We start from the raw sequence: 14,576 nt of genomic DNA, 5'->3' as shown, positions 1-14,576 counted from the left end.
ACGATGACGCGGTCTAACTGACTTTCACACCCCCGCCGCTTTCAACCGCGCCGCATGCTCGACAAACAACCGGACCGGCTCGGCCCCCTTCCCCACCAGTCCCAGCGACTGATTGACGATGTCGAAGTGATCCAGCGGATACTCATCGCCGATCACCGTTCCCAGATGCGAGCTGTAACGCCCGACCATCCCGTCGCAATGCCCGACTTCGCGCACAAAGGTTTTGGCAAACAACCGACAACTGCAATTGGTCCCGTCGAACAGATTGCGCCCGCGATCGGTTTTACCCGGCTGCAAAGTGCCAGACCACGAGTAATAGCGTACGCCGTTGACCTCTTCCGGCCCGTGCCCGCCCCAGGTATCAGGCAAGCCCTGTGGATAACGCTGATTGAACAGCGTCACGCCGGCAGTCGTCAGCGATTCATGGGAGGCGTGAATATCCACCGGCAGCTTCGGCCCGCGATAGCCGGTTTCCAGCAGGCTCATCAACGCGGCAATGATCCAAAGAAAAAATGCGAGCAGCCTCCCCTTCGTGCTGTCCGCCGGGTAATGCTTTTGCAGGTAATCCGCCAGTTCCGAGCCGTGATTGGGCCCCGCCACCGACGTGACAGACGCCACGCGATCCGGGCGTTTCGCCGCGGCGTAACGGGCGGTCAGCGAGCCCTGGCTGTGGCCGATCAGGTTGACCTTCTCGGCACCGGTTTCCCGCAGGATCTCGTCGATGCGCGTCAACAATTGTTCGCCGCGCACCTCAGTCGAGTGGAGCGGCGAGACCTGCACCGCAATCACCGTCGCCCCCCCTTCGCGCAACGCCGCCACGATCCCGTACCAGTACGGATAAAGCACCAGACGGATAAACCCGAGCATTCCCGGGACCAGCACCAACGGATAACGCGTGGCAGAACCTTGCGACATGAACGGACATCCTTGTGATCGGTTAGGTGACGCAAGGCTAAATGACAGCAGCCAAGCATCGTTATCAAAAATGACAACTCGATGACCAGTCTATGTCAATCAAAGAGATGGTCTACAAAGACCTGGTCGCCGAACGCATCGCCATCGACAGCTACCGCGAGATCATTCAGAACATTGGCGACAAAGACCCGACTACACGGCGCATCTTCGAAGACATCCTGGCTCAGGAAGAAGAGCATGCGGATGATATGGCGGACATCCTGAAAGATTTGTAGCGCCTGACAGACCGCTTCGCGAGCAAGCCCGCTCCCACATTTGGAATGCATTCTCCTGTGGGAGCGGGCTTGCCCGCGAAGGCGTCTTCATGGACGCCGTAGATTTATTTGGAAGGTTTAACAGTCACCGGCGCCTTCCCCGCCTTCATCTGTTGCAACAACGGCGCACACTGATTCGGCTCACCGCCACTCGGTGCCACCAACGCCAGCAACCCCGCCGCCGGCGCAGCAATCACACCCAACGCCACCATCCCCGCACCGCGCAGTATCAGCGGCACCGCTTTCACACCGGCATCCGGCTTGATGAACTTGCCCCGCACATACAGCGGCGAGCGCAGCGAAATCAGGCGCCAGCCTTTTGATTCCGGCGTAACCGTCAAATCCAGTTGCTCGGTCGCCATGTTCGCCGTGCCATCGATGTAGATGATCGCGTTTTCGGTATCGAAGACGAACAGGCGCGTGGTGGCCAGGCCGGTCTTGATGTCGAAGTCCGCAGCCGCGCAATTGATCTTCACTTCCTTGTCACCAAAGATCTTGCCGACCACATAGTTGCCGACGTTGAGTCCGGCCAGCTCCATCAACTCACGACTGATCGCGCCGTCGTTGATCAGCATCTTCAGATTGCCATTGGCGGTGCCCAGCAGCTTGGCCACCGAATTGCCGCGACCGCTGATGTCGGCATCGCCGTTAAGCTCGCCGAAACTGGTCTTCATCGGCTCAAAGGTCGGGAACAACTGCTTGAGTTTGAACCCGCGCGCGGTGAGTTTGGCATTGCCTTCCAACGGCTCGGTGCGACCGTTCAGGCGAATCTGCGCCTCCAGCTTGCCGCCAGCCACGCCGAAACGCAGGGGCTCGAGGCTGAGCACGCCATCGGTCAACACCAGGTGGGTATAAAGGTCATTGAACGGCAGTTTTGCACTGTGGACGATGCGTTTGCCGGTGAATTCGACATCCGCGTCCATGTCGCGCCAGCGCTCGGTCTTGAACTCTTCGACCGGCAACACCTTGTCCGCCGGCTGCTTGCTTTCACCGCCACGGGCCTTTTGTTTGGCGTTGGAGTCTGCGCCAATCAAGGGCGCAAGGTCAGCAAACAATAGTTGATTGGAAATCAGCGAACCGCTGAGTTTCGGCCGTGGCTGGCTGGCGACGTAGGCCAGGCTGCCATGAATGTCGCTCTCACCGATCTTGCCGTTGAACTCTTCATAACGGAATACCGCGCCGCCCGCCTCGTGCAGCTTGGCGATCAAGTGGCCATCCGTGGCGTAGGGCGGTGAATCCGGCAGGGTCACGCCGGTCAGCGGATAGAGGTTGCCGAGGCTGCTGCCGGCCAGTTTCAGCCGCAGGTCCAAAGCGCCGAGATTGAGCGGATCGGTCAGCGTGCCCGCGAGCTCGACGCTGGTATCAGCGATCTTTAGCTGGGCCTGGAGCGGGAACGGTCGGGCCGAATCCTGCAAGGCCAACAGACCGCCAATCTTGCCTTCGCCAGCAAGTTTCTGGCCGTGGTACTGGCCTTTGACCTTCAGGGCGAACGCGTAGTCCTGAGGTGCAGCGCCCTTCTCTTGCGCGGTTTTCGCCGCTTTGTCGCCGACGATATCGCTGAACGGAATCGGTTTGCCCAGTGGGTCGATGATCAGGTCGAGCTGGGTTTTCAGGCTCTGGTCGTCAAGGGTGACGTGGCCCTTGTCGAAGCCGATTGCGCCTATATCGACCACCCAATTGGAAGGTTCGGCGTTCGGGTCTTTCGGGTCGAGCTTGAACGTCCAGTTTGCGCGGCCATCGGCCAGACGCTGGAGGTCTGCGTTCGGTTCGGTCAAGTCAATGCGCGGGATCGTCAAGCGTTGCGCCAACAAGGCGAGCGGCGAAATGCGCAGCTCGACGCGTTTGAGCGTGACCATCTGCGGCTGCTTCGACCAGTCCGGGTTGCCCAGGCTCAGGTCCTCTGCCACCACATGCGGCCACGGCACCCAGGCGCGCCATCCACCTTCGTCGAGCTCACGCCGCCAGACCACCGCGAGGTTGCCATTGATGGCAAACGGTCGATGCAGCTCTTCGGAGACTTTGTTGTTAATCGTCGGTTTGATCCGGTTCAAATCGAAGAACACGATGATCAGAACCAGTATCGCCAGCAGCACAACCAGGCTGGCAAAGGTCCATGCAAAAATTTTCGGGGTGCGCGTCATTGCACAGGGCTCCTGAAGACGACTGAGCGCCCTGACTGCGACGCACGTGTGAAACGTTGGGCCAGAACCGGCCGGCCATGAAACCTAGGACTGGGAAATGGCCCGCAGGTTTAACCGAAATGCGGCTTAACACTCAAATAATCGGTCGGGGACACTCTGCTCTCGAATCCGGCGTTACCACCCCCGCACTTTTGCGCGGCGCCAGTGGGTCGAAAATACCCAAATCAGTGCGAAAACATTCGCCGGAAAGGACCGCTCTAGAGCCTCCGCACGGAACAATCAATTCCGTTGATTATTACCATTGCGTTTATGAACTTTTATATCGACTTATCGAGAGTAGCATTGCTCTCGTACCCATTTTAAAGCCCTCCTACGGAGCACCCCATCATGAAACGCCAATTACTGCTTAGCCTTACCCTCTCCATGCTGGCCAGCACCGCTTTCGCTTTGCCAGCTGCTGATCAGGCAACCCCACAAGTGAAATCCGCCCACTCGGTGTTCAGCCAGACCGTTGCCGAAGGTGGTAATGAACGCCTGAAAGAAAAAGGCCTGATCACTCAAGATGGTTCGGACCGCACTCCACAAGGTCAAACACTGGCCGCTGACGGTTCCGATCGCACCCCACAGGGTCAAACCTTGGCCGCTGACGGTTCCGATCGCACTCCACAAGGTCAAACCCTCGCTGCAGATGGTTCCGATCGCACTCCACAAGGCCAAACCCTTGCTGCTGACGGCTCCGATCGCACCCCACAAGGTCAAACCCTCGCGGCTGACGGCTCCGACCGCACTCCACAAGGTCAAACCCTCGCTGAAGGTGGTGGTGACCGCGTGATCGAACGCAACAGCGCTTTGAGCTAAGCCCATGGCGGCCCCGAAAAAAAGCCCAATCCACGGATTGGGCTTTTGACTTTATAGAAGCACCCTATCCCCGCCCTGCCCCCCTTTTAGTTATCCCCCGTTAGTCGTTCGACGCCGGCAAAGCCGATTTGCTAGAGTGCGTCGCTGTCTTGTCCAGAAAACACCCTTGCGATGCTGCCCCGCGCCGAACAGAAACAACAAACCCGTAACGCTCTGATGGACGCTGCCCGCCATTTGATGGAATGCGGCCGAGGATTCGGCAGCCTGAGCCTGCGCGAAGTGGCGAAGACTGCCGGCATTGTCCCTACCGGTTTCTACCGGCATTTCGCCGATATGGATGAACTGGGCCTGGTGCTGGTGAGCGAAGTCGGTCAAACCTTCCGCGAAACCATCCGCCTGGTGCGCCACAACGAGTTCGTGATGGGCGGCATCATCGACGCCTCGGTGCGGATCTTTCTCGACGTTGTGTCAGCCAATCGTTCGCAATTCCTGTTTCTCGCCCGCGAGCAGTACGGCGGTTCGCTGCCGGTGCGCCTGGCCATCGGTCGGTTGCGCGAAAACATCAGCTCGGACCTGGCGGCCGACCTGTCGCTGATGCCGAAGCTGCAACATCTGGACATGGCCGGGCTGAGCGTCATGGCCGATCTCATCGTTAAAAGTGTGTTCGCGACCTTGCCCGATATTATCGATCCTCCGGCAGAAGCATTGCCCGAGCATCTGACACCACAGGCGAAGATTACCCAGCAGCTGCGGTTTATCTTTATCGGCCTCAAACACTGGAAAGGCCTCGGCAGCACCGAATGACCCCCTTGTGGGAGCGGGCTTGCTCGCGAAAACGGTGTATCAGTCGACAGAGATGTTGAATGTAACGGCCCTTTCGCGAGCAAGCCCGCTCCCACAAAAAGCCTTCAACGCTGCAATTTGGTGCAGCCAAAAACCCCTCGCACCAACTTCACCCAAAACCCCCACCCTACCTCACCTCGCCCCACGCTTCCGACAGGCATTTCCTACACTTCCCCCGATTGGCAAGCCCCTTGCTCTAACCACAGCAATGTCCATTGCTGGAAGCCTTCCGATGCTGGTGATTCATCGCAGAATCGACCCTCAACCCGTCTGGGCCGCTGTATTGCACCTGACGTTCGAAGCCCGGAGCAAAAGCCGTTTGCGCTGTTTCAGTGCCGAGGGTGAAGACGTCGGGTTGTTTTTGGAGCGCGGTCAGCCGCCGCTGTATGACGGCGAATGCCTGGAAGCCGAGGACGGTCGCATCGTCCGCGTCTGCGCCCGCCCCGAACAACTGCTGCACGTCACCTGCGCCAACGCTTTCGAGCTGACCCGTGCCGCGTATCACCTCGGCAATCGCCACGTCGCCCTGCAAGTCGGTGATGGCTGGCTGCGCCTGCTCGATGATTACGTGCTCAAGGCGATGCTCGAGCAACTCGGCGCCAACACCGAGAGTATCGAAGCACCCTTCCAACCCGAGCACGGCGCCTATGGCGGCGGTCATCACCACTCCCGGCATGGCGACGAGGACTTCAACTATCCGCCGAAATTGCACCAGTTTGGCGTACGTCTATGAACCCGGCCTGGGCGCTGTTGCGCCTGGCGAGTCCGCAATTGCCGATTGGCGGCTACAGCTATTCCCAGGGGCTGGAAATGGCGGTGGATAACGGCCGGGTGAATGATGCCGACAGCGCACGCCGCTGGATCAGCGATCAATTACTGCTGAATCTGGCGCGTTTCGAAGCGCCGTTGCTGCTCGCCCATTGTGTGGCCGCCGCCGATGAACACTGGGGCGAACTGTTGCAACGTTGCGAAGAACACCGCGCCAGTCGGGAAACTCGCGAGTTGCATCAGGAAAGCCGGCAGATGGGTTATTCCTTGCAGCAACTGCTCAACGGTTTGCCGGAACTCGATGCACCGGCCCGTGCCTTTCTCGAACAACGTCCCGAACCGCACCTCGCACTCGGCTGGGCGCTGGCTGCGCGCGCCTGGCACATCAGCCCGCAAGACGCGCTGGCCGCCTGGCTCTGGAGCTGGCTGGAAAACCAGTTGGCGGTGCTGATGAAAACCCTGCCGCTGGGCCAGCAAGCTGCGCAACGCCTGACCAGCGAACTGCTGCCGCTGCTGCAGGAAGCCCAGCAGAACGCCACCCGAATCAACCCCGAACACTATGGCAGCGCCGCTTTCGGCCTGTCCCTGGCGTGCATGGCCCATGAGCGCCAGTACAGCCGTCTGTTCCGTTCCTAGGGCCTTTATTTTGGAGAATCACATGAACACACAACCTCTGCGCGTCGGCATCGGCGGCCCGGTCGGTTCCGGCAAAACCGCTTTGACTTTAGCCCTGTGCCTGGCGTTGCGCGACCGCTACAACCTGGCCGTCGTGACCAACGACATCTACACCCGCGAAGACGCCGACTTTCTGGTACGCAACGAAGCCCTGGCGCCGGAGCGGATCATCGGCGTGGAAACCGGCGGCTGCCCGCACACGGCGATCCGCGAAGACGCCTCGATCAACCTTGAAGCCGTGGATCAATTGAACCGCCGCTTTCCGGGGCTGGACCTGATTCTGGTGGAGTCCGGTGGCGACAATCTGTCGGCCACGTTCAGCCCGGAACTGTCGGACCTGACGATCTACGTGATCGACGTTTCTGCCGGTGACAAGCTGCCCCGCAAGGGCGGGCCGGGAATCTGTAAATCCGATCTGCTGGTGATCAACAAGATCGACCTCGCGCCACTGGTCGGCGCGTCGCTGGAGATGATGGACAGCGACACGAAGCGCATGCGCAACGGCAAACCTTTTGTCTTCAGCAACCAGAAAACCGGGCTGGGCCTGGAAGAAATCATCGCCTTCATCGAACGCCAGGGCTTGCTGACCGCAGCCTGATTACGATCAAACTTATCAACAAGGAAGCTTCTCCATGTCACTTAAACGCATTCTCGGCGCCATGGCCCTGCTGCTGACCCCGGCCATCGCCTTCGCCCACCCCGGTCACGGCGACAATGGTTTGATCGCCGGCATCAGCCACCCGATTGGCGGCCTCGATCACTTGCTGGCAATGGTTGCGGTCGGGCTGTGGGCGGCGCAGCAGAAAGGCGCGGCGCGTTGGGCGCTGCCGTGCACGTTTGCCGGCACCCTGCTGATCGGCGGGTTGCTGGGGTTTGAAGGGCTGAACCTGCCGGCGCTGGAAAGCGGGATTGCGGCGTCGGTGCTGGCGCTGGGCCTGGCGGTGGCACTGGCGGTGCGTCCGCCATTGAGCGTGGCGGTGGGTGCGACGGCGTTGTTTGCGTTGTTCCATGGTGTGGCGCATGGGCTGGAATTGCCGGACATGTCGAGTCCGTGGGCGTATGCCGCAGGGTTTGTGGCGGCGACGGCGATATTGCACGCGGCGGGTTATGCGGTGGTTCGTGTGTTGCCGCAAGCGGCGGCGCCGTTGGTTCGAATGGCGGGTGCGGCTTCGGCGGCGACCGGGGTCTGGTTGTTGGCGGGTTGATTTTGTATTGCCGGTGATGGCCTCTTCGCGAGCAAGCCCGCTCCCACATTAGTCCTGCGTACACACATCTACTGTGGGAGCGGGCTTGCTCGCGAAGGCGGTCTGACAGACACCACATCTCTCAGGCCTGATAACATGTCGCGCAATCAAACCTGCCGTGACGACGCCAGCCAATGCCGCCTGTTTCCCGCTCCGCCTCCCAGCCTGAATTGACCGCTCTGTTTGCCACTGTGCAAGCGCATTTCCAGGACGTGATCGTGCCCCTCTGGCAAGGCCCCGGCTGGAATGCCGAGCTGGCGCTGCCCTACGAGGCGCTGGACGCCGGGCATCAACCCTTGCCACCGCAACGCTACCGGGCCATGGCCTGCGCGCGGCAGCTGTATGTGTTTTCCAGCCTGATCGGCGAGGTGCCGGGCGCCGAAGAACGGGCCGCGGCGTTGTTCCGCTCGTTGCAGCAACATTTCCATGACGCTGAACACGGTGGCTGGTTCTACAGCATCGATCCGCAGGGTGCTCCGCTGGACCAGCGCAAGGATCTCTACACCCACGCCTTCATTCTCTTCGCCTGCGCCCATTACTGGGACAAGGTTCGCGAGCCGCTGGTGGAATCGGTGCTCAATGCCGTGCTGGAAGTGGTTGCGCAGCGTTTTGCCACGGGCGACGGCCTGTACGAAGCCTGCCTCGAACGTGACTGGTCGTCGTTGAACAGCGGGCCACTGCAAAACCCGCTGATGCACCTGGCCGAGGCGTTCCTCGCCACCCTATCGGTACGCAAAGACGCCGCAGCGCAGGACGCGCTCGTCGAGTTATGCACAGCGATGCAGAAGCGCTTTATCGATCCGCAGCACGGTGTGCTGATGGAAAAGCCGCTGGGCGCTGTGGATAACTGGTTCGAACCGGGACATCAGTTCGAATGGTATTTTTTGCTGGAGTCTTCACCGTTGTTGCGCAGCTCGACACTGCACGCTTCGCTGGAGCGCGCCTTTGCGTTCACCGAGCGATTGGGCGTCGATCAAAAGACTGGCGCCGTGCAGGCAATGCTCACGCTGGACGGGCAATCGAAGGATGGCACCCAACGCATCTGGGCTCAGGCTGAATACCTGCGTGCGCTGACCTTGCGTCCGGACAGCGACACTGCGGTGCAGCGCCAATTGCAGGCGTTGCAGCTGCGCTCGCTGCATGCGGGTGGTTGGTATGAGTGTCGTGATGAGAACGGTGAAGTTAGCCGTCAGGACATGCCTTCGACCACGCCTTATCACTTGGCGACCTGCTATCGCGGATTGGCCGACTATCTCAGCTGACTGTCCCGCCGCTTTCGCGAGCAAGCCCGCTCCCACAGGGTTTGTGTCGTTCGCAAAAAGGCGATTCAACACAAAACCTGTGGGAGCGGGCTTGCTCGCGAAGAACGATGACTCGGTCTTACGCCTTGCCACCATTACGCTCAATCGCAAACCCGCTCCACGTCTGGCTCACCGGCATCAATTCAAGGCTGTTGATGTTGATGTGGGCCGGCGCATTGAGCACCCAGAAAATGGTCTCGGCGATGTCTTGCGGCTGGATCGGTTCGGCACCGGCGTAGGTCGCGTTGTACCGCTCCTGGTCACCGGCAAAGCGCACCAGCGAGAACTCGCTTTCACACAGCCCCGGCTCAATGTTGCTGACACGCACGCCCGTGCCTTGCAGGTCGCAGCGCAGGTTCAGTGAGAACTGTTTGACGAACGCCTTGCTCGCGCCATACACGTGACTGCCCGGATACGGATAGTTACCGGCGATGGAACCGAGGTTGACGATGCTGGCGCCACGGCCATGGGCGATCAGGCGCGGCAACAGCAAACGAGTGCTGTACATCAGGCCTTTGATGTTGGTGTCGACCATGGTGTCCCAATCATCAAGGTTGCACTTCGGTGCAGGGTCAACGCCCAGCGCCAGGCCGGCGTTATTGATCAGCCCGCGTAGCTTGGCGAAGGACGGCGGCAGGTTGGCAATCGCCTCCTCCATGGCCTTGCGATCACGCACGTCGAGCACCAGGCCATGGACCTCGGTCTGCTTCGACAACTCGGCACACAGGGCATTGAGGCGTTCTTCACGACGACCTGTCAGCACCAGCTTCCAGCCAGCCTCGGCAAAACGACGGGCACAGGCTTCACCAAAACCGGAAGTTGCGCCGGTAATAAACAGGGTGTTGGACATCGTGTTCTCCTTGCTTCGGCCGACGGGCAGCCTTTGGAATAGAAAATCAGCTGGCAGCATGCCCGGCCTTGCCGAAAGCGGCAACCACCACAAAAGCTGTACAAAAAACGATCAGAGCCAGCGACGCCATATCCCCCGTGGCCTGTAGCCATGTACGCGCACGTTATCCACAGGCCGGTCCACAGTTTCCGGGGGCAAGTAAAAAAGCTGAAAGCCGCTGTGCACAGGGCTTTGCGGGCAGATTACAAAGTTTTTTGCTTGACCCTGAGGGGTTCACTGTGTAGCCCAAGGCATTTTGCACGATGGACCCGGAAAACCAACGATGGCGCCAAGCCAGTAACTACGGCCCTCAGCCGAGTCTTTCCAGAGTTTAACCACAGACTTATCCACAGGCATCGTCCCTCCGTTTCGGGCTGGTTTCGCAGCCAATAAAAAGATTGACAACGCTAAGCTTCGGCCCGGTAAAAAGCCCTGATCAAAAAACAACCATATCTCTGCAAGCCACGTAACTAAAGGCCCTCAGCCAGCTACTCCCACGTTATTCACAGCCAGCTCCACAGCAAACGGGGACAAGTCAAAACCGTGACAAAACAACTATTTGCAGCGGCTTTATGTCGCGCTTTGAGAGCTTGGTAAATTTGTTTTCCACAATTCACCGAAACCTTACGCGGACATGTGGGAGCGGCGGTGCGACGATTCGACTTGCTCGCGAAACGGTGGATCTGTGCCGATGATGTTGAATGTGACGCCGTCTTCGCGAGCAAGCCCGCTCCCACAGGGTTTGTGGTGAGTTGGAGATGTAAAAAAGCCCCGGCGATTGCTCGTCGGGGCTTTGGATATTTCAACAGGACTCAATGCCCGCCGAGATAAGCGTTACGCACCTCCTCATTCACCAGCAGCTCCTTGCCGGTGCCTGTGATGCGGATCTCGCCGTTGACCATTACATACGCCCGGTCGGACAGCTTGAGCGCATGGTTGGCGTTCTGCTCGACCAGGAAGATGGTCATGCCGGTCTTGGCCAGCTCCCGCAGGGTGGCGAAGATCTGCTTCACCACGATCGGCGCCAGACCCAGGCTCGGCTCGTCGAGCAGCAGCAGCTTGGGCCGGCTCATCAGCGCACGGGCGATGGCGAGCATTTGCTGCTCACCACCGGACATGGTCATGGCGCGCTGGGTGCGCCGCTCTTCGAGCCGCGGAAACAGCTCGAACATGCGCTGCATGTCTTCCTTGGCGTATTTGTCGCCGATCGGAATAGTGCCCATCAACAGGTTTTCCTCGACGGTCATGTCGGGGAATACGCGCCGGCCTTCCGGCGATTGTGCGATACCGTTGGAAGCGATGTAGTGCGACGACTTGTGGGTAATGTCCACACCTTGATAGATGATCTGCCCGTCTGCCGCCCGTGGCTGACCGAAGATCGACATCAGCAGGGTCGACTTGCCCGCGCCGTTGGAGCCGATCAGGCTGACGGTTTCACCTTCGTTGATGTGCAGCGAGACGTTCTTCAGGGCCTGGATCGGCCCGTAAAACACGTCGAGGTCTTTGAGTTCGAGGATGGGTTGGGTCATACCACCTCCTCTTCATCGGCGCCCAGATAGGCCGCAATCACTTTCGGGTCGTTGCGAATCGCCTCGGGGCCACCCTCGGCGATGACGATGCCGTGGTCCAGCACCACGATGTGGTCGGAAATGCTCATAACCATGCCCATGTCGTGTTCGATCAGCACCACGGTCAGATCATGCTCGTCGCGCAGCAGCCGGATCATCGCGCTCAGCGCTTCGGTTTCCTGAGGGTTGAGGCCGGCGGCCGGTTCGTCGAGGCAGATGATCTGCGGCCGGGTGCACATGGCCCGGGCGATTTCCAGACGGCGTTGCTGACCATAGGACAGTTCACCGGCCAGACGGTTGGCGCAGTCCACCAGGTCCACCACTTCCAGCCAGTAGAAGGCGTGGTCCAGCGCATCGCTTTCAGCCTTGCGGTAACCCTTGGTGTTGAGGATGCCGGCGAGCATGCCGCGGTTGACCCACATGTGTTGGGCCACCAGCAGGTTTTCCAGCACCGACATTTCCTTGAACAGGCGAATGTTCTGGAAGGTCCGCGCCAGACCGGCACGGTTCACCAGATGGGTACCGCCAAACATCTTGTAGTGAAGCCGGCTGAGGAAGCTTTTCGGCGATACAAAATCGGTCGCCTTGAACGGTTCACCCAGCATTTTGATGACATCGGTCCGCTCGCCACGCACGTTGAGTTCAATCTTGCCGCCCGAGGCCTTGTAGAACCCGGTCAGGCAGTTGAACACGGTGGTCTTGCCGGCGCCGTTGGGGCCGATCAGGGCGAAGATCGAGTTGCGCTTGACCTTCAGGCTGACATCGTTCAACGCCTTGATGCCGCCGAAGTGCATCATCAGCTTCTCGACCGAGAGTACGACTTCGCTCATGGCGCTACTCCTTTACGCGGGGTCACACCGGTACGGCTGATCCGAATCAGGCCGCGCGGTCGCCAGATCATCATCAACACCATCAGGATGCCGAACAGCAGCACGCGGTATTCCGCGAAGCCACGCAGCAATTCCGGGGCCACGGTCAGCACGAACGCTGCGATGACCACGCCGATGGTCGAGCCCATGCCGCCGAGTACCACGATGGCAAGGATCAGGGCCGATTCAAAGAAGGTGAACGAGGTCGGGTTGACGAAGCCTTGGTAGGTGGCGAAAAACACGCCCGCGAGACCGGCCGTCGACGCACCGATGGTGAACGCCGAAAGCTTGACCAGCACGTGGTTCAGCCCCATGGAACGGCAGGCGATTTCGTCTTCACGCAAGGCTTCCCAGGCGCGACCGACCGGCATGCGGGTCAAACGGTGCTTGATGTGCAGCACCGCCAGTACCACCAGGAACAACACCGCGTAGATAAAGTAATACTTCACGTCCGGGTTATAGGCGATGCCAAAGAACTCATGGAACGGCACCCCGCCCTCTTTCGCCCTTTTGCCGAACTCGATGCCGAAGAAGGTTGGCAACGGAGCGGCCATACCATTCGGGCCACCGGTCAAGGACAGCCAGTTATTGAGGATCAACCGGATGATTTCACCGAAGCCCAGCGTCACGATCGCCAGGTAGTCACCGTGCAAACGCAGCACCGGAAAACCGAGGATGCATCCAGCAAGGCCAGCAGTGATCGCCGCCAGCGGCAGCACCGTCCAGAAACCCAGCCCAAGGTATTGGTAACCCAGCGCCAGTCCATAGGCGCCGATGGCGTAGAACGCCACATAACCCAGGTCGAGCAGTCCGGCCAGACCGACCACGATGTTCAGCCCCAGGCCCAGCAGCACGTAAATCAACCCGAGGATGACCACACCCAGCAGGTACGAGTTGGAGAAAAACGGGAACACCACGGCGATGACGATCACCAGCGGGATGATCCAGCGCAACCGGGTTTTGTAATCGGGAGGCAGAACATGAACCCCGGAGCCAGTGCTTTCAAAGCCATCAAGAATTTTCAGGCCCTTTGGCGTTTGCAGGAACAGGCTCAGGGCAAAGCGGCCGGCCATGACGATGGCGACAATCCACGCCACTCGGGTCGTTTCCAGATTGAAGCCGTAGCCGTCGAGGACTACGCCAACAATCGGGCCGAACACAATGAGGGCGACCAGACCGGCAAGAATCGCGTCAACCAGGCTTCTTTTGAGATCAATTGTTTTTTTAGTGGTTGAAGACATCGCTTACACCTTCGACACAAGAGGACGGCCGAGCAGGCCTTGAGGCCGAAAGACCAGAACGAGAACGAGCAGCGAGAAGCTGAAAACGTCTTTGTAGTCCGAGTTGACCAGACCGGAGAACAGCGACTCGGAAATCCCGAGAATGATCCCGCCGAGCATCGCACCAGGCAGCGAGCCGATCCCGCCGAGTACCGCCGCGGTGAACGCCTTGATGCCGATGATGAAGCCTGCGTAGAAGTCGAACGTGCCGTAGTTCATGGTAATCAGCACGCCGGCCAGCGCCGCCATGGCTGCACCGATGATGAACACGTAGGAAATCACGCGATCGGTGTTGATCCCCAGAATCGAGGCCATCTTGCGGTCTTGCTGGGTCGCGCGGCACATGCGACCGAGCTTGGTGTACTTGATGACGTAGGTCAGCAGGGCCATCCCGGCAAACGCTGCGACCAGAATAAAAACCTTGGTGTAAGTCAATTGCACGAAACCTGTGCCGACTTCGACGCGCCAGGCACCTGTCAGCAAGGTGGGAACACCTTGTTGCTTCGCGCCCTGAGCGATCTGTGCATAGTTTTGCAGGATCAGCGAAATACCGATGGCGCTGATCAGCGGTGCCAGTCGGGTGGAGTTACGCAGGGGTTTGTAGGCCACACGCTCGATGACCCAGCCATACACCGCCGTGACGATGATGGTGAAGACCAGTGTGCCAAGCATCAACAGAGGGAAGGATTCAATACCGAAGTATGCCAGCAGAGCCAGACTGATCGCCGCGAGGTAAGCGGAAATCATGTAAACCTCGCCGTGGGCGAAGTTGATCATGCCGATGATGCCATAGACCATTGTGTAGCCGATGGCGATCAGGCCATAGACCGACCCGAGGGTCAGGCCGTTGACCAGTTGCTGCAGGAAAATACCATCCATAACGCAATCTCACGCATTTGAGAGACTGCACA

The 14,576-nt window shown here is 59.5% G+C and carries 14 protein-coding genes and 1 pseudogene; 8 read left to right on the top strand and 7 right to left on the bottom strand.

What is annotated here, in order from left to right:
• Positions 1–24: 24 nt before the first annotated feature.
• Positions 25–915, bottom strand: coding sequence for an alpha/beta fold hydrolase (locus ACA073_RS02930; protein ID WP_497401507.1), 891 nt, complete (start codon positions 913–915; stop codon positions 25–27).
• A gap of 101 nt (positions 916–1,016) precedes the next feature.
• Between ACA073_RS02930 and ACA073_RS02925 the strand changes: the two are divergent.
• Positions 1,017–1,190 (top strand): annotated as a pseudogene (locus ACA073_RS02925) (ferritin-like domain-containing protein); the annotation flags it as partial.
• Between the two features lie 104 nt (positions 1,191–1,294).
• Here the strand turns inward: ACA073_RS02925 and ACA073_RS02920 are convergent.
• A complete protein-coding gene (locus tag ACA073_RS02920) occupies positions 1,295–3,370 on the bottom strand; it encodes an AsmA family protein (protein ID WP_497401505.1) in 2,076 nt (691 codons plus the stop codon).
• A gap of 387 nt (positions 3,371–3,757) precedes the next feature.
• On the opposite strand from ACA073_RS02920, the gene ACA073_RS02915 reads away from it, so the two are divergent.
• The 7 genes from ACA073_RS02915 (at position 3,758) to ACA073_RS02885 (ending at position 9,020) form a co-directional block, all read left to right on the top strand.
• Positions 3,758–4,228: a hypothetical protein gene (locus tag ACA073_RS02915; RefSeq protein WP_497401503.1), complete on the top strand. Its 471-nt coding sequence runs from the start codon at positions 3,758–3,760 to the stop codon at positions 4,226–4,228.
• A 171-nt stretch (positions 4,229–4,399) separates the two neighbouring features.
• Positions 4,400–5,032, top strand: coding sequence for a TetR family transcriptional regulator (locus ACA073_RS02910; RefSeq protein ID WP_497401501.1), 633 nt, complete (start codon positions 4,400–4,402; stop codon positions 5,030–5,032).
• 271 nt (positions 5,033–5,303) lie between these two features.
• A complete protein-coding gene (gene ureE, locus ACA073_RS02905) occupies positions 5,304–5,804 on the top strand; it encodes an urease accessory protein UreE (protein WP_497401499.1) in 501 nt (166 codons plus the stop codon).
• Positions 5,801–6,475: an urease accessory protein UreF gene (locus ACA073_RS02900; protein WP_497401497.1), complete on the top strand. Its 675-nt coding sequence runs from the start codon at positions 5,801–5,803 to the stop codon at positions 6,473–6,475. The genes ureE and ACA073_RS02900 overlap by 4 nt, the downstream gene beginning before the upstream one ends.
• A 22-nt stretch (positions 6,476–6,497) precedes the next feature.
• The gene (ureG, locus tag ACA073_RS02895; RefSeq protein WP_307337797.1) at positions 6,498–7,112 is read left to right on the top strand and encodes an urease accessory protein UreG; all 615 of its coding nucleotides are present in this window, start codon (positions 6,498–6,500) and stop codon (positions 7,110–7,112) included.
• 34 nt (positions 7,113–7,146) lie between these two features.
• Positions 7,147–7,719 carry a HupE/UreJ family protein gene (locus ACA073_RS02890; RefSeq protein WP_497401495.1) on the top strand — a complete coding sequence of 191 codons (573 nt, stop codon included), beginning with the start codon at positions 7,147–7,149 and terminating at the stop codon, positions 7,717–7,719.
• Between the two features lie 173 nt (positions 7,720–7,892).
• Positions 7,893–9,020, top strand: a complete 1,128-nt coding sequence (locus ACA073_RS02885) for an AGE family epimerase/isomerase (RefSeq protein ID WP_497401493.1) — start codon at positions 7,893–7,895, stop codon at positions 9,018–9,020.
• A gap of 118 nt (positions 9,021–9,138) precedes the next feature.
• On the opposite strand, the gene ACA073_RS02880 is transcribed toward ACA073_RS02885, so the two are convergent.
• From ACA073_RS02880 to ACA073_RS02860, 5 genes are all read right to left on the bottom strand, one after another.
• On the bottom strand, positions 9,139–9,909 hold the full coding sequence (locus ACA073_RS02880; RefSeq protein WP_105340450.1) for an SDR family oxidoreductase: 771 nt from the start codon (positions 9,907–9,909) through the stop codon (positions 9,139–9,141).
• Between the two features lie 851 nt (positions 9,910–10,760).
• Positions 10,761–11,477, bottom strand: a complete 717-nt coding sequence (locus ACA073_RS02875) for an ABC transporter ATP-binding protein (RefSeq protein ID WP_497401492.1) — start codon at positions 11,475–11,477, stop codon at positions 10,761–10,763.
• Positions 11,474–12,346, bottom strand: a complete 873-nt coding sequence (locus ACA073_RS02870) for an ATP-binding cassette domain-containing protein (protein WP_497401490.1) — start codon at positions 12,344–12,346, stop codon at positions 11,474–11,476. The genes ACA073_RS02875 and ACA073_RS02870 overlap by 4 nt, the downstream gene beginning before the upstream one ends.
• Complete coding sequence (livM, locus tag ACA073_RS02865; protein ID WP_497401489.1) at positions 12,343–13,626, bottom strand: high-affinity branched-chain amino acid ABC transporter permease LivM; 1,284 nt, start codon at positions 13,624–13,626, stop codon at positions 12,343–12,345. Before livM ends, ACA073_RS02870 begins: the two co-directional genes overlap by 4 nt.
• A gap of 3 nt (positions 13,627–13,629) precedes the next feature.
• Positions 13,630–14,544 carry an ABC transporter permease subunit gene (locus tag ACA073_RS02860; RefSeq protein ID WP_092175879.1) on the bottom strand — a complete coding sequence of 305 codons (915 nt, stop codon included), beginning with the start codon at positions 14,542–14,544 and terminating at the stop codon, positions 13,630–13,632.
• Positions 14,545–14,576 lie beyond the last annotated feature (32 nt).

It is taken from the genome of Pseudomonas sp. LBUM1670, assembly GCF_059695695.1.
Note: the sequence above shows the minus strand (reverse complement) of the source record. Positions and strands in the feature narration are given on the sequence as shown.